The sequence below is a fragment of the Helicobacter sp. MIT 01-3238 genome, assembly GCF_003364135.1.
Taxonomy (GTDB): domain Bacteria; phylum Campylobacterota; class Campylobacteria; order Campylobacterales; family Helicobacteraceae; genus Helicobacter_B.
This window is the reverse complement of the sequence record NZ_NXLN01000013.1, coordinates 42,987-61,402: the sequence shown is the minus strand read 5'-3', so window position 1 is coordinate 61,402 and position 18,416 is coordinate 42,987. Positions and strand designations below refer to the sequence as shown.

At 40.0% G+C, this 18,416-nt stretch carries 15 protein-coding genes; 7 read left to right on the top strand and 8 right to left on the bottom strand.

Annotated features, from left to right (window positions below):
* From CQA40_RS05870 to CQA40_RS05840, 7 genes are all read right to left on the bottom strand, one after another.
* Positions 1-759: hypothetical protein (locus CQA40_RS05870; RefSeq protein ID WP_147290171.1), on the bottom strand; the 759-nt coding region annotated here is incomplete at its 3' end.
* A gap of 317 nt (positions 760-1,076) precedes the next feature.
* Positions 1,077-2,465 carry a glutamate-5-semialdehyde dehydrogenase gene (locus CQA40_RS05865; RefSeq protein ID WP_115519980.1) on the bottom strand — a complete coding sequence of 463 codons (1,389 nt, stop codon included), beginning with the start codon at positions 2,463-2,465 and terminating at the stop codon, positions 1,077-1,079.
* Positions 2,466-2,567: 102 nt separating this feature from the next.
* Complete coding sequence (locus tag CQA40_RS05860; RefSeq protein WP_115519979.1) at positions 2,568-3,758, bottom strand: hypothetical protein; 1,191 nt, start codon at positions 3,756-3,758, stop codon at positions 2,568-2,570.
* Positions 3,736-5,286, bottom strand: a complete 1,551-nt coding sequence (gene mshL, locus CQA40_RS05855; protein WP_115519978.1) for a pilus (MSHA type) biogenesis protein MshL — start codon at positions 5,284-5,286, stop codon at positions 3,736-3,738. The genes CQA40_RS05860 and mshL overlap by 23 nt, the downstream gene beginning before the upstream one ends.
* Positions 5,283-5,813 (bottom strand): hypothetical protein, encoded by a 531-nt coding sequence (locus tag CQA40_RS05850; protein WP_115519977.1) that lies wholly within the window; start codon positions 5,811-5,813, stop codon positions 5,283-5,285. Before CQA40_RS05850 ends, mshL begins: the two co-directional genes overlap by 4 nt.
* Positions 5,800-6,543 carry a hypothetical protein gene (locus CQA40_RS05845; protein WP_115519976.1) on the bottom strand — a complete coding sequence of 248 codons (744 nt, stop codon included), beginning with the start codon at positions 6,541-6,543 and terminating at the stop codon, positions 5,800-5,802. Before CQA40_RS05845 ends, CQA40_RS05850 begins: the two co-directional genes overlap by 14 nt.
* Complete coding sequence (locus CQA40_RS05840) at positions 6,543-8,159, bottom strand: hypothetical protein (RefSeq protein ID WP_115519975.1); 1,617 nt, start codon at positions 8,157-8,159, stop codon at positions 6,543-6,545. The genes CQA40_RS05845 and CQA40_RS05840 overlap by 1 nt, the downstream gene beginning before the upstream one ends.
* A gap of 250 nt (positions 8,160-8,409) precedes the next feature.
* Between CQA40_RS05840 and CQA40_RS05835 the strand changes: the two genes are divergently transcribed.
* Complete coding sequence (locus CQA40_RS05835; RefSeq protein WP_115519974.1) at positions 8,410-9,024, top strand: HAD-IB family hydrolase; 615 nt, start codon at positions 8,410-8,412, stop codon at positions 9,022-9,024.
* A gap of 111 nt (positions 9,025-9,135) precedes the next feature.
* Here the strand turns inward: CQA40_RS05835 and CQA40_RS05830 are convergent, their stop codons facing one another.
* Positions 9,136-10,143 (bottom strand): hypothetical protein, encoded by a 1,008-nt coding sequence (locus tag CQA40_RS05830; protein WP_115519973.1) that lies wholly within the window; start codon positions 10,141-10,143, stop codon positions 9,136-9,138.
* A gap of 153 nt (positions 10,144-10,296) precedes the next feature.
* On the opposite strand from CQA40_RS05830, the gene CQA40_RS05825 reads away from it, so the two are divergent.
* The 6 genes from CQA40_RS05825 (at position 10,297) to CQA40_RS05805 (ending at position 18,303) form a co-directional block, all read left to right on the top strand.
* Complete coding sequence (locus CQA40_RS05825; protein ID WP_258864480.1) at positions 10,297-12,069, top strand: mechanosensitive ion channel family protein; 1,773 nt, start codon at positions 10,297-10,299, stop codon at positions 12,067-12,069.
* Between the two features lie 84 nt (positions 12,070-12,153).
* Positions 12,154-13,113, top strand: coding sequence for a hypothetical protein (locus CQA40_RS05820; protein WP_115519971.1), 960 nt, complete (start codon positions 12,154-12,156; stop codon positions 13,111-13,113).
* 37 nt (positions 13,114-13,150) lie between these two features.
* Positions 13,151-13,315 carry a hypothetical protein gene (locus CQA40_RS11125; RefSeq protein WP_181882852.1) on the top strand — a complete coding sequence of 55 codons (165 nt, stop codon included), beginning with the start codon at positions 13,151-13,153 and terminating at the stop codon, positions 13,313-13,315.
* A gap of 70 nt (positions 13,316-13,385) precedes the next feature.
* Complete coding sequence (locus tag CQA40_RS05815; protein WP_115519970.1) at positions 13,386-14,615, top strand: hypothetical protein; 1,230 nt, start codon at positions 13,386-13,388, stop codon at positions 14,613-14,615.
* A 36-nt stretch (positions 14,616-14,651) separates the two neighbouring features.
* A complete protein-coding gene (gene mtaB / locus CQA40_RS05810) occupies positions 14,652-16,022 on the top strand; it encodes a tRNA (N(6)-L-threonylcarbamoyladenosine(37)-C(2))-methylthiotransferase MtaB (RefSeq protein WP_115519969.1) in 1,371 nt (456 codons plus the stop codon).
* Positions 16,009-18,303, top strand: a complete 2,295-nt coding sequence (locus CQA40_RS05805) for an AAA family ATPase (protein ID WP_258864479.1) — start codon at positions 16,009-16,011, stop codon at positions 18,301-18,303. Before mtaB ends, CQA40_RS05805 begins: the two co-directional genes overlap by 14 nt.
* Positions 18,304-18,416 lie beyond the last annotated feature (113 nt).

Genomic DNA, 18,416 nt, shown 5'->3' with positions numbered 1-18,416 from the left:
ACCCACTCCTACTTGATGTCCTAAGCCATAATCATAGTTTATATAAGTGCCATCATAGTTATTGAGAATGTTATAGAGTATGAGGGTGTTGGTGGATTCTAAGTGTAGTTGCTCATTTAAGCTTTGTGCATACTTTATCACTGATTGAAGTAGTTGCTCTGGTGTTGCGTTTTCAGGTGGAGTGAATTCACCTCCTGTGTTGCCACTGCCTCCTGTGCCACTGCCACTTGTGGCACTGCTTTCATTAGGTTTGTTTATGACTTGCCCATTTGCTAGGGTTATATTTACTCCGCTTGTGCCGTCTTGATTTTTTAGGACAAAATCAGCTTCTTGTAGATATATGCCAAGTGGAGATTTTATGCCCGCATTTTTGGTTACTACTTCTATGGTTAGCGTAGTGCCTTGCGTAGCCCTAATCATAGTAAGTCTAAGAGGTGAGCCATCATTTGCACTGCCACTCTCTCTGCCAACGATGAGCTTGCCTATGGTGTTGCTTCCTTGTGCCAAAGATAGCACGATTCCACAATCCGCATTTTGCTCTTGCGCTATTGTGAGAGATTCTGCATTTAGCGCAGAATCTAGTTGTAGCAAGCCTGTGCCAGATATGACACAATGTCCTGTATATTTGCTACCAGAGCAAGTCATAGTAGGCACGCCACACGCGGCCTTTGCTATCTCGCCACCTAGCAAAATCCCCACAACCATAAAACCAATATGCGCAAAATGAGTGCAAAAAGAGATATTATTAAAGATTTTCATTGCTTTATCTATTGTAAGTGATTTACGCGATTTGCTTTGTCGCTATTTTGTGTTTTTCACAAAGGCTAGATTATATCAAAAAATGCAAAAATAAGCGAATAATTCAACTTGCAAAATCTCTCTAGCTTTCACTGCGTAGCAAAAATAATAAGTGCCAAAACTGCGCTAGCTTATCTTTCTAAACAAACCAAAAATTCTAAACTTCGCTTTTTCAAAGAAGCCTTAAAAACAAACTTTGCTCTATTTTTCTAAAAACTTTGATTTTTAATCCCCCATTTCACGCAGTTTTTGCACAAAATCTAACCCCCAATATTCACTCACAAGCGGATACTACCATTGCCCTGCACGATATACTTTGTGGTGGTTAAATCTTTTGCGCCCATAGGTCCGCGTGCGTGGAGTTTTTGGGTGCTTATACCGATTTCTGCACCTAGTCCAAACTCCCCTCCGTCATTGAAGCGACTTGAGGTATTGACAAACACCGCGCTCGCATCGACATTTGCCACAAAATATTGGCTAGTTTGCAGGCTTTGGGTGATGATGATTTCGCTATGCTTTGAGCCGTATTTGGCGATATGAGCTAGGGCTTCTTCTATGGATTCTACTACCTTGATAGCTAGGATAAGTTCTCCAAACTCCCTGCCAAAATCATCTTGCTTGGCTGGCTTTACAAAATCCTTAAACTCCAAATATTCTAAAATCTCTAATCCCTTTTGGCATACTCTCATTTCTACGCCACTTTTGCCTAGCCTCTCCACAAGGCTTGGCAAAATCTTACTAGCGACTTGCCTATGCACTAGGGCGCACTCTAGAGCATTGCAAGCACTAGGGCGCGTGATTTTGGCATTTTGACAAATATCTAGGGCATATTTTTCGCCCACTTCATCAATGTCTTTGTCTATGTATGCGTGGCAGACACCCGCTTCGTGAAATATCACAGGGACTTTTGAATGCTCCAATACAAACTCTATGAGCCCTCTCCCACCGCGTGGAATCAGCAAGTCTATAAATTCCCTAGAGCGCATTACTTCTATCATAATGCTTTGCATAAGATTTTGGCTAGAATCTTGCTCCAAATTTCTCGCTAAATCTTGCGCGGTATTTTGTGTAGAATCTAGGCTAGATTTTAGTATGTCTTGGGCTGATTTGGGGGTTAGTATCAGTATGCACTCTTTGTTTATGCCACACACACTCAACGCTTCTTTTAGTATATCCCCCAAAATCTCATTTGAATGACTCGCTTCTTTGCCACCTTTTAGTAGTGCGCCATTGCCAGACTTGATACAAAGCGCAGCTGCGTCTATGGTTACATTTGGGCGAGATTCATATATGATTGCCACCACTCCTAGTGGGACAGCTACTTTTGTGATATTTATCCCGCTAGGGCGCACACCCCCGCCCAAAACCTCGCCTATGACTTCGCTTTGTGCTTCTATCTCAAGCACAGAAGCTATCATAGAATCTATCTGCCTATCATCAAGCCTAAGTCGCTCAATAAGCGCGGGAGATAGCCCATTTTTTTGTGCTTGTGCTATGTCTAGGGCATTTGCTTTTTTTATCTGCTCTCTTTTGGATTCTAGGAGGCTAGCTATGGTTTTTAGTGTGGCATTTCTAGCTTTTGCTCCAGCGCGCTCTAAATCATAGCTAGAATCTTTTAGATTTGCTAGTGCTGTGCGTATAGCACTAGTATTTTGTGGATTTTGCATTAGCATTCCTTAAAAAAGTTACTTGGAAAGTTATTGACTTTTTGGCACATTTTTGTGTGCTGTATTTTACATTGTTTTTAAAATGCCAAATCCACTTTTTGGCTAAAATCCATAATACTCCTGCGCGTTTTTAAAAATCGCTTTTGCTTTTTGTTTTTCTTGCGAGCTAGCTAGAGCGTCTTCCTCATAGCTTTGCAAGTATAGCTCCCACACTTTTTTAGAATCATCTCTAGAGCCACTTTGCATATCCCACGCCCGATAAATCCAAATCCTAGCGCGGACAAAATCCCTCTCCAAAAGCGCGTTTTGTGCCAAAGAAAGCGCGTGAGAAAAGGTAAAACTACCATAAAAAATATTTTTGCTTTCATCAAGTTTTGGCATTATAGGTGGGGTAGTGGGTGTAGGCTTGGGGGGAGGATTTGTAGGATTTTTTTGGATTTTTTGCTTACCTTTGTCATCTGCTTGATTTTTTAGCACTTCTAGATGGTCTTTTGGGACTAGGGTAAAGCTAGATTTTTCTAGACTAGATTTTAGATGAGATTGTATAAATGAAGCAAAAAATGTGTTAGGTTTTGATGGCCTAAGTAGCGTTTCTACGCCGTATTTTACCCCAAATCCAAACGCGCTAAAAAGTGCCAAAATCACGCATAGCACATAAAAAGACAAAGCCACAAAATGTGTTTTGTAAAATATGTGCTTTAGATTTTGTATTGCACGGGCAGATTTGACAAAGATTTTGCGCCTATATCTGTGGTAATGTCTTTTTAAGACTTGGCTTATTTTTTGGATAAATGGCAGATTGGCTAAACGCTTATAGATTGGTAGCAAGATTGCGCTAAAAGTAGCTACACAAATGGACTTTAGCCACAAAAATATAGGGGCAAAAAGTGTGGAAAATATTTTGATAGATTTTTGTTTGTATAGTTGAATTTTTTTGCATAACGGCATCAATATTTGGCGCAAATTTTGACATAGCTTTTGGAATTTTTGACGCCATATTTTAGGTAGGCTTTCTTTTGAGGAATTTTCCTTAAGCAGATTTTCTTTGAGTAGGTTTTCTTTTGGCGTGGCTTCTTGTGGCAAATTTTCTTGCCCGTCTTTATGAGGTTTTTGATTGCTATTTTTGGTGGTTTCTAAGCCACCAAAAAACCGCTTAAAAAACTGCAAAAAAGAAAACACTTTTTGAAAAACATCAAGATTATTTTTTTGCAGGATTAGCCATTTTTTGATTGTGCCAATCACACTTTGCAAACACTGCCTAATCTTTTGCCTAACTCTTTGTGCTATCCTCAAAGTGATACTCCATATCCTCATTTCCTATGATTTTTGGCGTGATGACTATGACCATTTCTTTTTTTTGTTTGATAGTTTTTTTATAAGAAAAAAGATATTTTATCAAAGGTATTGAGCCAAGCAAAGGGACTTTTTTGGTAACGACATTATAACTCTCACTTATTAACCCACCTAAAATCACTTTTTGCCCGTCATTGATTCGCACGATAGATGAGAGCTGATTTGTAGAGAGATTGGGCGGGGAGGCTAGCGCGGTTGGTTGATTTTCGATAGATGGGTCTTTTGCTGCGGTTATGGAGGGGTTGATTTTTAGTATGACTTGATTTTCTTGGATTGAGGGCGTTACATCTAGCAAAACACCGCTAAATACGCTTGGGTATTGATAGCCTGTGTTTTGTATAGTGCTAGAGTTTGTGGAGGTTTGATAAATGAGGCTTTGGGAATAGCGCAATACATTTCCTACTGAAATGATAGCTGGTTGATTATTTAGCGTGATGATTTTGGGATTTGAGATAGATTTGGTTGTGCCATATTGCTTTAGGAACTGCACTATATCGCCAAGCTGTAAGTTGTTTGAGAATACATACACGCCATAGTTTATATTTCCATTTTGTGCGTTAAAAATCTCTGGGGAAGTGCTTTGAGTATTTATCCCTAGCTCATAGAGTTTACTCCAATTTACCCCTATGGTGTTGGTATCACTATGCTCTATGGTAAAGATTTGCACATCGATTTGGACTTGCTGGGATAAGCGTGATTGGAGGCTTGCTAGGTAGTCTTTTGCCCTCTCTAGCTGGGCGTTGGTAGCATTTATGGTGATTAGTCCTGCACCTTTGTTTATGATGATTCTAGGGTGTTTTGGATTGTAGCTATCTTGTTCTTGATAGACTAGGGCGATTAGCTCATTTTCTAGCTCACCCCAAAAGTTTAACTCATCAATGGAGTAGATTTTTGTCCCACTTTTGCCAAATAGTGGGCTTTGCGTGCCTTGTGAGAGGGCTTTGCTTTGGACATCTTCGCCTAGCGGACTAGGAGAGTTTATAGGGGCTTGGTAGTGCTGATATGAGTAGGAGCTACCATAAGGGCTTAGAGAATTCATTTGGGATTCTTGCCCATAGACGACATCAGTATTGGAGCTTGCTACACGCGCGGTGGATATGTAGTTTATATGAAAGGTGCGGGTGTTTAGGTGATTAAACCTGACTAATTGCCCATCTAGCTCATAGTGCAAATCACTTGCCTTAGCGATAGTAGAGACAATCTCGCCAAATCGCTTTTGCTTAAAATTTAGCGCGACTTTTGTAGAATCTAGTGCCTTTTTTGCACCATTTTCATAAGAAAGGCTCAAAGCACATTCAAAGGCTAGCTCTTCAAGGAGGATTCTAGGAGATAGATTTGGGTTGCTTTGCAGAGTGAAAGATTTTTGGTTGCATTCTTTTGACAAAGCATTTGTGAGTATAAAAGGCAGGATAAAAATAGCGCAAAATCTAAAATGAGCGATTTTTTTGTAGCGTTTTTGCAGAATCATTGAGTTCCTTTTGTGTTTGATGATATAGCTTTACTTTCAAGCGAATTTTCTTTATTTTGCGAAAATGCTTGGGGTTTAGATGAGAGTTGATTTTGTCGTGGATTTTGGTGCGGTTGTTGGTTGTCTTTTGTCTTTAGTCGCAGGACTTTTTGACTTGATTTTTTATCAATGAGTGTGATAGAGTTTTGAGTGATGGCATAGATATGATACGCACCGATTTTGTCGCCTATTTTATACCATTTGTCGTGGATAAGGACTTTGGAGTTTAGTATAGCCTGAATATGTAGCTCTAGCTCTTTCTCGCCAAACACACTTAAAATGCGATATTCTCTTTGTAGCTTTGGCTCAAACAATGCTTCAAAATCATTTGTAAAATCATTTATTTGTGTCGCGCTAAGTGGCATAAATAAAGACATTGCAAAAAATACAAACGCTACACAAAATCTAGCTTTATAAAACTTGATTTTGCATAGCTTCATCTCGCAAAACTCACAAAACCTACAAAACAACACCTTATAAAATCTCATTTTCTTTCCTTACAAAATCTTTTGTAAAATCTTTGAAAATATCTTTAGCAAAATCCTGCTCTAAAATATTATGAAATATCTCTCCAAAATTTATCGCTTCAAACCTCATTTCCAAACCACTTGCAAAGGGTGCGTTTATGGACATATTTTGGATAAAAATAAAAGGATTTTTCTCCAAAATCTCCAAAATATCTTCTAGCACCTCACTATCCCCCACCACGCTAAAAAGCAGATTTTGGCTAGGCTTTTGTGGTGTATTATCTTCCAAAAAGTCTTGTGGCAGGCTACCTACATTTTGATTTTTTGTTTGTGTATTGCTTTGGCTATCAAATGAGGGGCTAAAAGGCTTTAATAAATAGCCCAATGCGTCATTTGTAAGTAAGTTTTCTTGCAGAGATTTTAGGATTTGCTCTTTGTGATTGGGGTTTGCAAGAGGGGATTTTGCACTTAAATTAGATTGTAGATTTTGCATTTTTGCTAGCTCGCTTTGGAGTTGCTCCTGCTGTGTGAGGGCGAATCTCGCTTCCTCATACACACTATCCACCGCAGGCAAAATCCACCCAAATACCACAAACGCACACAGCAAAATAGGCAGGCAAAAAGCTAAAATTCTCTCTTTTTTGTGCCTGTGCAAAAAATACCTATCCAACGCTACAAATATATGTGTGAGTTTGTCAAAAATGCACTCAAAACTACGCTTCTCTAAGTGCCTAAAAACGCCAATAAACATTATAAAACAACTTTTGAAGCAAGCATAGCAGAAATATTGGCAGTGAAAATATCATCTTTTGCATAGCTTGTAGAATCTATAAGGGCAAAGTGCTTGGATAATTCTTGTAAAAATACCTCTATATGTCCCTCCTCATTGGCATATATGCTTAAATCTAGATTTTGGATTTCATCATTTTCTTGCAAAGATAGCGCACCTATCCATACAGAGCTTTTGCTTGCTATGCTTGAAATCTTGGAGATAATCTCTAGTCTTGGCGTATATGGTGTATGAAGTGTGGCAAGCAAATGCAGTGCAGAATCTAGGCTTTCAAGAGTGCGCGAAGTCATAGCGTTTTTTGTCCTCTCTTGTTTGGCTAGAGCGAGTGCGTTTTCATTTTGCTCTTTTAGGCTAGTAGCTTTGCTTTGGGTGTATTTGGCATAGCCAAGTTTGCAAAAAGGTAGCACAAGCACGATAGCGCAGCAAGCAAGTGCCTTTAAGCTACTCCAAAAACTCTGCGTTTGGAAAAGATGCTTTTTACTTTTGTTATAAAGTGGTTTTGGCTTATGCAAGTTAGCCCTGCTTTGCAAACTATGCTCTATCGTATCCATATCGCAAGCCATATCACTAAGTTCTACGCTTTGCAATACAAAATCAAAGCATAGCTTCTCTACACTACTATCAAGCCTACTAAAACTCGCTAGTGATAGTAATGATGAAAGTGGCGCAAGTGATGAAAATGGTGTAAGTGAGGAGGAAGCCAAAGCCTCTAAATTTTGCGCACAAAAAATCTGCCTAGAATCATCTATGTGGGTTTTGTGCGCGAATTTTGTATTTGGAAGCATTGCTTCACTTTGTGTCATTTCATTATCTTGCTTTTTTTGATTTTGCTTGCTTTGTGCTTGATTATATTTCTCTATGTGATTTTGGATAAATCCACCTAGATATGCCACTTCAGGGTTTTGCTTGCCATAAGCAGCCCTCAAAAAATGCAAAGTCTCCTCTAGCCTCTCTTCACTATCACAATAGCAATCATAAAGCAAATCCCCATTTTCATAAAACATAAGCCAATTATGTAGCAAAAACACACCACTAGGCATCTCCTCTATCCCAAAAGGCAAAAGCAAAAGTGGCACGATAATATCACAATGTGCTTGCTCTTTTTTTAGTGCAAATACCTTAAACACCCCAGATTTTAGCCGCATAAATGACAATACATAATCCACATTTTTTTCTAAAATCCCGCCTTTTAGGCAATGATGATAAAGTCCAATCTCAATTTGAGACCGTGATAAATTCATAGAATCAGGCACAGAAGCGATAGAAGAAGTGAATGCGGTTTTTATGTTTTGGGTGTGATTAGATTTTGTAGCACTAGCATAACTAGCCCTAGAAAAATCCGCAAATTTTGCAAAACCCTCTGTGGTATTTGCGGCAAAGTCGCCTCCAAAAGAACTACCAAAATCCTCATAAGCCTTTTTTAGCTCTTTTTCTTGCACGCTACACAAGATGAGGTTTTCATATCCCACGCAAGAAATTCGTGTAAGTGAGGCTTTTGATTTTATAGGAGTCAAGGCATAGTTTAGAAGCACCTCGCCGTCAAAATAGGCAAGTCGTTTTATTGAAATATGAGGCATTTATATCCCTAAATCATTGTAATTTTATAGATTTTATATATTTGGCTAAAAAACGCGAATAATACAAAAATATTTTTGCTTTGTCAAGCTAGTGGCACGATTTGTTGTGGCTTTTATAAGGCTTTTTGGATTTTGCTTTTTTGCTCTGCTTTTTTCTTTGTCGGTGGCTTTATAAAGGGATTTAATCCAAATGTGCTAAAATGCAAATGTGTAAAGCGTGGGAGTGCAAAATCAATCTTAAGGCAGATAAATGACAAATAAAATAGCAAAGAAAAACATTGCATTTTTTGACTTTGATGGGACTATAAGTAGTGGCGATAGTTTGTGGCTTTTTATCACGCACATTGTAGGCAAAAAAAGACTTATTTTAGGCGTGGCTAGACATATTCACATTTTGCTTGGCTACACACTCGGACTTATCTCAAACACAGATGCAAAGCAGGCTTTAAGCGCGAAGTTTTTATCTGGTATTAGCACAGATGATTTTGCAAAGCACTGCATAGATTTTCTCCCCACACTAGAATCCATCTGCAAAGCCTCCGCCCTCTCTACCATAGCGTGGCACAAAGAGCGTGGAGATATAATCGTGGTGGTAAGTGCTAGCTTTGAGGAGTATCTCGCTCCATTGTGTGAGAAGCTAGGAATAGGGCTTATCGCTACCAAGCTAGAAGTTCTAGGAAATAGCTTAAGCGGCAGATTTGGCAGCCCTAACTGCTATGGAGCGCAAAAAGTAGAGCGCATAAAGCAGCAGTATGATTTGAGCGAGTATGGCGAAATCTATGTCTATGGCGATAGCAAAGGAGACAAAGAAATGCTAGCCATAGCAAGCGATGAAAAGCATAGATTTTATCGGTATTTTAAATAGTGTTTTCTTTATCACTTATAAGCAAGCAAAATCAAAAGTGATTTTGCTTGCTTACCAAAAATCATAAAAAACTATGCAAACCCCCCCAAATACTAAAAATCTAAGACAAACCTAAAACTGCCAAACACCCACCAAAGAGCCTTTTATATTTAGCTCATAGTAGTTTAGTGCGTAGTTTAGACTTAGCCTTGCTTGCAGAGCAAAGGCGCGGTTATTTAGTAGATTTAGCCCTATATCGCTTAAAAATCCATTTGAGATTCCATCTTTGTCATATATGATAGAGTTATCCCCTAGCACGCCAATGCCATTTCCAGAGCAGTTAAAATCACTCAAAAGTCCGATATTTACCCACCAATCAATCCTCCTAAAATCTCCTATAAATTTCACACCCAATATGCCATTTAGCCCATAGTCAAACCTATCCTCACTAAATTTGCTATGTGGCAAAAATATATATTGCTCTACTCGCAGATACGGATAGATAAGCAGATTTTCTAGACTAGCCCTAAATGAGCCTAGCTTTAGCACATAGCCTATGTCAGCATTAAGTAGCAAAGAGCTTTCATCAAATGCGTTGTTTGCTTGAGAGGCTATACCACTGCCTATGCCACCCTCCACACCGAGTAAAACCCCACCTTTTTCACTATTTGCAAACCCTATATCAAACGCGCTAAAAAGCCCGATGTGCAAGGCTTCTTGCGCTATGTTTTGCGTGGCTTGCTTGGTAGAGTGAGTGGGGGAGAGCTGTGAGTGTGAGAAATGTAGCTGATAGATTCCGCGATATTTGGGTGCAGAGCGGGTGTATTGCAGTGCTAGCCCAACTGTGCTGATACTAAAAGAATCCGCCTGCATAAAGCTATGTGTGTAGCCTAGACCAAGTGAGCGAGGATATGGCTCTAAATCCGTGCCAAACGCCCTAGATTGAGTGTTGTCTTGTAGTTGGGCTGCTAGTGTCTGTGTGTTTTGTAATGATTGTGTAGTTTGCACTGCTTGCGTAGCTTGTGTGCTTTGCGTGGTTAGTTTGTCGCTAGAGTTGTTTGCATTATATGCGTTGTTGTCTGCATTTAGGTAGGACAAAAGCACAAAAAAGACGAGAAATATCCCAAGCAAATATCGCATTTATAATCCTTAGTTGTCAAAAGTGCGGATTATATCAAAGTTTGTCTTAGTTTTGTGTGTATTTGCGCGGAATTGTTGCTTTTAGGCTATAATCACGCGAGTTTGCGGATAGAATCTGCTTAGTCGCGCTTTTAAGTTTTGTAAGGAGAAATGGTGGTAAATCATCTAGGTTTTTTGAAACTTACCAAAATCTTTCCAGCGCACAAGACAGCGCACAAAGTAGTGTGCAAGCTAGTATGTCAGACAGCGTGCATAGCAGTGCTTGCAGTGGGGATTTTTAGCCATATCTCCCCACTTTTTGCTACACAAGAAACCACCCAAAATCTCCATTCAAATACCAAAAAAGACAATCCAAAAGAACACACAAAATCCAAATCACTTCCAAAAAGCATCGACACACAAGAGCTACAATCCCAGCTAAGCTCCATAGAGGATTCTCTAGCAAAAAACGATAGCATTTGGCTAAAGCGATATGCCGATTATGCAAACTATATGAGAATCTCTAGAGAGATAGATTCTCTAGGGCAAGAGCTAGCCTACCTCCTACGCACAAACCAAGACCAAGACAGCATAAACCAAAAAAAGCACACCATAGAGACTTTGCAGCGACAGCTTGAGCTACTAAAAGACAAAAGCGACCCATTTGCCGACCTCATAAAAATTCCAGAAATCCCCCAAAATCCAACCATTACCAATCCATTTGCCATAATCAGCGGAATCTCATTTGTAAAATCACTAAATGCTTCCAAATCCCAGCTAGATTCTAGCAAAAAATCCCTAGACGCACTCATCGCACTCATCACCAAAAAGCACGATTTGCTAACCCAGCTAAGTAAAAAAGAAAAAACAAAATCCATAAACAACGCGATTTATGACACACAAATACAGCTATTAGAATTTCAAAGTGCCCAAAATGTCCTAAAAACAAGCATAGAAGTCTATGGCAAAAAATACGATGAAGTCCACAGCGAAATCTATGGCGCGATAAAAAAGCAAGTGCTAAAGCTAGGCTATATCGCTTTGGCGATATTTATCAGCATTTGTATCGCACTTGTGCTAAAAATCATTGTGCGCCGCTATATCGCGCATAACGAGCGGGCATACACTGCAAGCAAAATCATCAACTTTTTTAATTTCGCCATTATCATTTTTATCCTGCTTTTTGGGTATTTGGAGAATGTAACCTATCTTGTAGCTGTGCTTGGGTTTGCTTCAGCGGGGCTAGCTATCGCTATGAAAGACTTGTTTATGAGCTTGCTTGGGTGGTTTGTCATCGTGCTAAGTGGGAGTGTGCATGTAGGCGATAGGATACGAATCCAAAAAGACGGCAGCACCTATGTGGGCGATGTGCTCGATATTTCTATGCTTCGTATTACAATCTATGAAGATGTAACGCTAACCTCATACAGAGAAAACCGTCGCGCAGGTAGAATCGTATTTATCCCAAACAACTATGTATTTACAAATATGATAGCAAACTACACACACAGCGGTATGCAAACGGTGTGGGACGGGATAGATTTTTGTGTAACTTTTGATTCAAATCTACCAAAAGCTACCCGCATAGCGAGCGATATTGTGGTAAAATATTCGCGTGGGTACACGCAGGTAAGCAAAAAGCGCGTAAATCAAATGCGCGATAGATACTCCCTGCGCAATGCAAATCTTGATGTGCGTGTGTATAGTTTCATCGAGCCAAATGGTGTGAAAATCTCGGTGTGGTATCAGACAAATTCCTATGCTACTCTGTCCTTGCGCTCGACTATCTCTTTAGAGATTGTCCGCGCACTTCTAGCAGAGCCAGATATTTTCATTGCCTATGAGACTACCAAATTTGTCCAAACAGGCAATGACGGCTTTGGGGATAAGGTAGTAGGCAATGTGGTGGATAAATCATCAATCAAAGATTTGCCAAAAGATTCCTAAAAAGACTTTCCAAAAGGAGTCTGCGACACGAGTTCTACTTGAATGAGTAGTTTTGTAGTTTAGTTTTAGACAAGGAGTTTTGATATGTATGAATTTGGGCTTATTACGACATTTAGCAAGTCAAACATAGATATGGACTATCAGGAGTTCAAAACCGCGCTTATAGAAAAGTATCCAAATGCTGATTATTGCGACATACTTGAGAAAATCACTATTGAGTATGAGAGCAAAAAGATTACTTTCTCAAGGGGTTCTAAGGGGAAATTTAACTACGACCAAAAAATGTGCAAAAGCGGTGCTGCTAAAAAAGATAAAAATATAGGCGACACAAAAGCAAAAACTAGCGATAAGTATAATGACTTGTCAATGGATAAATCTACCAAGCAGAATCTAAGCGGGGATAACAAAGCCGTAACAAGTGATAAATTCAATGATTTATCAATGGATAAAGGCACAAAGCAAAATCTTAGTGGAGATAACAAAGCTGTAACTAGCGATAAATACAAAGACTTCAAAATGGATAAATCCACAAAGCAAAACTTAGGCGGGGATACAAAAGCAAAAACTAGCGATAAGTATAATGACTTGTCAATGGATAAATCCACCAAGCAGAATCTAAGCGGGGACAACAAAGCCGTAACAAGTGATAAATTCAACGATTTATCAATGGATAAAGGCACAAAGCAAAATCTAGGTGGCGACACAAAAGCAAAGACAAGTGGCAAGTATAATGAAGCACAGCTTGATGCACAAACAAAAGAGAATCTAAAAAACAAAACACAAGAAGAGCTTGACTATGACTACTACAAATACCAAAAAGTAGGCGACCCGGGCTACAAAAAGCGCAAAGATTATGACTTAGATAAATTCAACTCCACTTCGCAGCGATACATACAACAAGAGAGCAAGAAAGCCAAAAAAGAAAAAGCCAAAGCCCAAAAAGAGGAGCAAAAAGAAGCCAAGAAAATCTCCAAAAAGTCCCAAAAAGAAGAAAAAAAAGCACAAAAAGCGAGCAAAACAGATAAAAAATCCAAAAAATTCTAAGAAAATAGCACAAAAGTAGCACGGACAAAGGCATATAATGGATTTTAGGGGTTCTCTTAAAAGTTCGCAGTGTGGTATCTATGAAGCCAAAAATGATTTGCTAGATTTTTATCCACACTTTTTCCTAACGGCGCATTTTAAAACTTTTGCGCACAAGACAAACCTATATGACACTAAAAACGACAAAATCTACGCCCCATAGCTCCCAAAACAACAAAACAAGAAGTAAATGAGAAATAGCTTAAGCGGTAGAGGACTAGAGGATTAAGAGTATGTATGAATTTGGGCTTATTACGACATTTGCCAAATCAAACACTGCGATAGATATGGACTATCAAGAGTTCAAAACCGCGCTTATAGAGAAGTATCCAAAAGCCGATTATTGCGACATACTTGAGAAAATCACTATTGAGTATGAAAGCAAAAAGATTACTTTCTCAAAAGGCTCAAAAGGCAAGTTCAACTACGACCAAAAAATGTGCAAAAGCGGTGCTGCTAAAAAAGATAAAAATATAGGGGATACAAAAGCAAAGACTTCAGGGAAATACAACGACTTAACAATGGACAAAGACACCAAGCAAAATCTAGGTGGCGACACAAAGGCAAAAGTAAATGATAAATACGGCGACTTCGCACTAGATAAAAGCTACAAACAAAATGTGCGTGGGGATAATAACGCTAAAATGGCTAGCAAATATGATGATTTAGGCGTAGCTGACAAAACACATTTAGGTGGGGATAATCGCGCCAAAACTAGCGATAAATACAACGACTTAACAATGGATAAATCCACCAAGCAAAATCTAGGTGGCGACACAAAGGCAAAAGTAAATGATAAATACGGCGACTTCGCACTAGATAAAAGCTACAAACAAAATGTGCGTGGGGATAATAACGCTAAAATGGCTAGCAAATATGATGATTTAGGCGTAGCTGACAAAACACATTTAGGTGGGGATAATCGCGCCAAAACTAGCGATAAATACAACGACTTAACAATGGATAAAGACACAAAGAAAAAGCTAAAAAATATAAAAGCAAAGACTTCAGGGAAATATACTGACTTAACCACTGCGGACAAAACTCATCTAGCAGGGGATAATCGCGCCAAAACTTCAGGGAAATACAACGACTTGACAATGGATAAAAAAACCAAAAAGAATCTAAAAAAAGCAAATGCCAAGACTGCGGATAAGTATAGTGATTTGACAATGGATAAAAACACAAAAAAAAGGCTAAGTGGCGACACAAAAGCAAGGACAAGTGGCAAGTATAATCAAGGGCAACTTGATGAAAAAACCAAAAAGAACCTAAAAGGCAAAGGCACTACTCTCGCTAGCGCACAAAAAGTCCAAAAAGCCCAAAAACCAAGCAAAAAGCAAAAAAGCCAAAGCAAGCCCCCCAAAAAATCCAAAAAAGAAACCAAAGCAAAAACACAAAAAACCAAAAACGCCAAAACCAAAAAAACCAAAGCTAGCAAAAGCAAATCTAAGAAAAAGTAGCAAGAGAGCAAGACATAAAGACACGAAAGGTGAATAATGGATTTTATAGATTCTAGCCCGCAAAATTCCCAAAGCCGAGATTTTTGCAAACAAGATTCGCACAAGCAAGATTCTCGCCCAAAGGTGTATTTCAAAACCTTTGGTTGCAGGACAAACCTATATGACACTCAAGTGATGAGGCAAAATCTGCACGACTTTGAAGCGACTTTGGAAGAGAGTGAGGCTAGCATTGTCGTTGTAAACTCCTGCACAGTAACAAATGGTGCGGATAGTGGCGTGCGAAGCTATGTCCGCAAAATCCAATCTCAAGGCAAAAAGATTCTCTTCGCTGGCTGTGGTGTAGGCACGCAGGGCAAAGCACTCTTTAGCCAAAACCTAGTAAGCGGGATTTTGGGGCATAGCCACAAAGAGCATATCAACAGCGCGCTAAAACAGCTTAGCCAAGAAAAGGAAGTTTTTTATGCCGATGAGCTAGACAAAAAGCATTTGGATTCTACGATGATAGCCGAGTTTGTGGGCAAATCTCGCGCGTTTATCAAAATCCAAGAGGGCTGTGATTTTGCGTGTAGCTATTGTGTGATACCGCTTGTGCGCGGGACAGCTAGGAGCTATGAGATAGATAGTGTGCGCTCCCAAGTGCAGGGGCTAATTGATTCTGGCATAAGCGAAGTGGTGCTTACAGGGACAAATGTAGGTAGCTATGGCAAAGATAAAGGCACAAATATTTCCACACTGCTAAAGGTGCTTTTTAAGCTAGATGGGCTAAAGCGCGTGCGTATCGGCTCTCTAGAGCCTAGCCAAATAGATGATGAGTTTTTGGAGCTTTTGAGCGAAGAGAAGTTTTGTAGGCATTTACACATTGCCTTGCAGCACACCCACGATGAAATGCTAAGCATTATGAATCGTGTAAATCGCTTTGAAGCAGATGTGCGACTGCTAGAAAAAATCGCTTCTTTAGGATATGCTATCGGCACGGATTTCATAGTAGCTCACCCGGGCGAGAGTGAAGCGATATGGCAAGAAGCCCTAGCAAACGCCAAAAGCCTGCCACTTACGCATATACACCCATTTATCTACTCACTGCGCGATGGGACACACTCTGCCAATCTCATCAAGCAAGCCAAATACCCACTTACCCGTGGCGATGCCGCCAAACCCCGCCTACACGAGCTACAATCCGCCATAAAAGCCAAAAACCGCACTTTCAGGGAATCAAAAAAAGCCAAAAACGCCTCCCTAAAGATTCTCATAGAAAAACAGCTAGGAGGACATTACTATGGGCTTGATGAGTTTTTTAACAAAATCATTATACAATCCCACACACCACTAAAAAACTCATCACAATCACAATGGCTAGCAATCAGTGATTATGAGATAAAAGAGGAGCATAACTATGCCATTATCTAAACGATTTTATATCGCTGTGGTCGCGATATTTTTCGCGCTTATTTTTGTACTGATTTTGAGTTTGCGTGATAATGCAGAGACGCTATCAGCAAACGCATTTGAGGGGGCTATGCAGCAAAATCAGTTTGAAAAGCTATGGGTAGAAGATGACTATCTCTATGGCAAAACAAATAGTGGGCTATACAAAACACTTCTTATGCAGATACAGCCTCAAGTGCTTACAACTATTGCTTTGCAAAAAGGGCAAGGCAAGGTGCTTTCTTGGATTGTTTTGGGTGTGATTTTTGTGTTTGTATTTGTGGTTAGCTTTATTATTTTTGGGCGAAGTGTGTTTGGTAGCTTGCTTGGAGGGACATTTGGTGGCTTTTTTGGGGAGATTGGTGGAAATCGCCACAACCATTATGACAAGAAAAATATGAAAACCCCAAAGGGAGGGATTTTGCACGATAGCGATTCTAGACTTGCAAAACCTAGCAGTGCAAATAATGCAGGCAATAACAGATTTTCAAATAGCTTTAGCTCAAAAAGTTTTAGTGATTCTAGCTCTTCTGGGGATTTGATAGAGCCACTGCACTCGCATATCAAGTTTAGCGATGTGGCGGGAATTAGCGAAGCAAAAGAGGAGCTATTAGAGATTTTGGACTTTCTAAAACACCCTGCCAAATACAGCGCACTAGGCATAAGCCTCCCAAAAGGCGTGCTTCTCTCTGGCGCACCGGGGGTGGGCAAAACCCTCATCGCAAAAGCCCTAGCAGGAGAATCTGGCGTGCCGTTTTTTTATCAAAGTGGGGCGAGCTTTGTAGAAATGTATGTAGGCGTGGGTGCAAAGCGCGTGCGTGAGCTATTTAGCGCGGCAAAAGCTAGTGCACCCTGCATAGTGTTTATCGATGAGATAGATGCCATTGGCAAAAAGCGCACAAGCGATTCTCACAACTCTGAACGAGAATCCACCCTAAATCAGCTACTTGTAGAAATGGATGGATTCTCTGAAAGTAGCGGCGTCATCGTGCTTGGTGCGACAAACCATATTGAAGCACTTGATTCTGCCTTGCTTAGAAGTGGTAGATTTGATAGAAAGGTGTTTATTGAGTTGCCAAATTTTGCAGAGCGAACCGAAATCCTAAAAATGTATCTAAAATCCAAAAAATCCCACATAGACCCCGTCCAAATCGCAAAAAAGACCTCAAGTTTTAGCGGTGCTATGCTTGCTACCCTTGTCAATGAAGCTGCGCTAAACACAGCAAGGCGAGGTGGAACACAAATAGAGGAGCGCGACTTTGAAGCAGTCTATGGCAAGATAAGCAGTGGCAAAAGACGATTGCCATTTTTGGACGAAAAAGCGCAAAAAATCTACGCACTCTATCAAGCAAGCAAGATAATTTTCGCGCTAAAGACTTCTCTGCCACTACAAAAAGCCACACTATTTGAGGTAAGCCTACTAGAGCTAAATGCTCACACCATAGGCACAAATGAGCTACTACGCAGAATCTATTTTTCACTTATTGGTTCTGTGGCGTTGTGGGAGCATTGTGGAGAGGGATTTGGCGTGGGTGGAGAGGACTTTAAGAGGGCTTGTGAGTTGGTTGAGTTTGGTAGCAAAAACGGGCTTTTTGCTAGCCCATCTAAAAATCTAGGAGGGCTTTTTGGGACAAAAGAGGCAAATGAGGATTTTGAGATTTTGGAGCAAAAAAGCATTTATAGAGGGGATATTTCTAGCACAGAGTTTGCGGCAGAAGCAGTGCAAAAACTACTAAAAAGCAAAAATCTAAGCGAGTTTTTGCAAAAAAATATGACAGAGATTTTGCTAGCAGGTGGGGCTTTGCTAGCGTATGAAAGGCTTGATTGGCACGGAGTAGAGTCTATAAGCACAAGCAGTGGAGTAAGTGGGGCGACAAATGAAGCACAAGATACCACAAATCCCACCAAAGAGGGAAGTAGCACAAACGGAGCAGAATTTGTAATCTCCGCGTTTGCCCCCACAGTGCTTACTCCATTTAACGCACTTAGTAAGGAGTATTTCAACGAATCAAAAGACACTCCACCACAAACACTCCCAGCACAAAATGATGAAGTAAAAGAAGCAAATGAAGAAGCAAAAGAATCTAGCGATTCTAAAGCGACCCCACCAAACGAGCCAGAATCACAAAAAGAGCAAAATATCAACACACAAGCTAAAGACACACAAGCCAAACTAGCAAAAGAATCTCGCCAAGAGCAAGAGCACTTCATCGTGCAAAACGCTGAAATTTTGGCAGATTTTATCGGCATAAAGTTCAAATAGCGCAAAAACCCACAAACTACAAAAATCCACAAACTAAAGGTAGCCCAAATGAGTGAAATCTACACCAAATTCGCACAAAATCACCAAACACACCACCAAACCCAAAATCTAAG

What these genes read in the sequence shown, in the direction of transcription:
- CQA40_RS05865 (WP_115519980.1), bottom strand. Translation starts at nt 2,465, where the DNA reads ATGCAAAATCCACAAAATACTAGTGCTATACGCACAGCACTAGCAAAT.
- CQA40_RS05815 (WP_115519970.1), top strand. Translation starts at nt 13,386, where the DNA reads ATGTATGAATTTGGGCTTATTACGACATTTGCCAAATCAAACACTGCG.
- CQA40_RS05805 (WP_258864479.1), top strand. Translation starts at nt 16,009, where the DNA reads ATGCCATTATCTAAACGATTTTATATCGCTGTGGTCGCGATATTTTTC.
- CQA40_RS05845 (WP_115519976.1), bottom strand. Translation starts at nt 6,543, where the DNA reads ATGTTTATTGGCGTTTTTAGGCACTTAGAGAAGCGTAGTTTTGAGTGC.
- CQA40_RS11125 (WP_181882852.1), top strand. Translation starts at nt 13,151, where the DNA reads ATGGATTTTAGGGGTTCTCTTAAAAGTTCGCAGTGTGGTATCTATGAA.
- mshL (WP_115519978.1), bottom strand. Translation starts at nt 5,286, where the DNA reads ATGATTCTGCAAAAACGCTACAAAAAAATCGCTCATTTTAGATTTTGC.
- CQA40_RS05835 (WP_115519974.1), top strand. Translation starts at nt 8,410, where the DNA reads ATGACAAATAAAATAGCAAAGAAAAACATTGCATTTTTTGACTTTGAT.
- CQA40_RS05820 (WP_115519971.1), top strand. Translation starts at nt 12,154, where the DNA reads ATGTATGAATTTGGGCTTATTACGACATTTAGCAAGTCAAACATAGAT.
- CQA40_RS05830 (WP_115519973.1), bottom strand. Translation starts at nt 10,143, where the DNA reads ATGCGATATTTGCTTGGGATATTTCTCGTCTTTTTTGTGCTTTTGTCC.
- CQA40_RS05850 (WP_115519977.1), bottom strand. Translation starts at nt 5,813, where the DNA reads ATGAGATTTTATAAGGTGTTGTTTTGTAGGTTTTGTGAGTTTTGCGAG.
- CQA40_RS05840 (WP_115519975.1), bottom strand. Translation starts at nt 8,159, where the DNA reads ATGCCTCATATTTCAATAAAACGACTTGCCTATTTTGACGGCGAGGTG.
- mtaB (WP_115519969.1), top strand. Translation starts at nt 14,652, where the DNA reads ATGGATTTTATAGATTCTAGCCCGCAAAATTCCCAAAGCCGAGATTTT.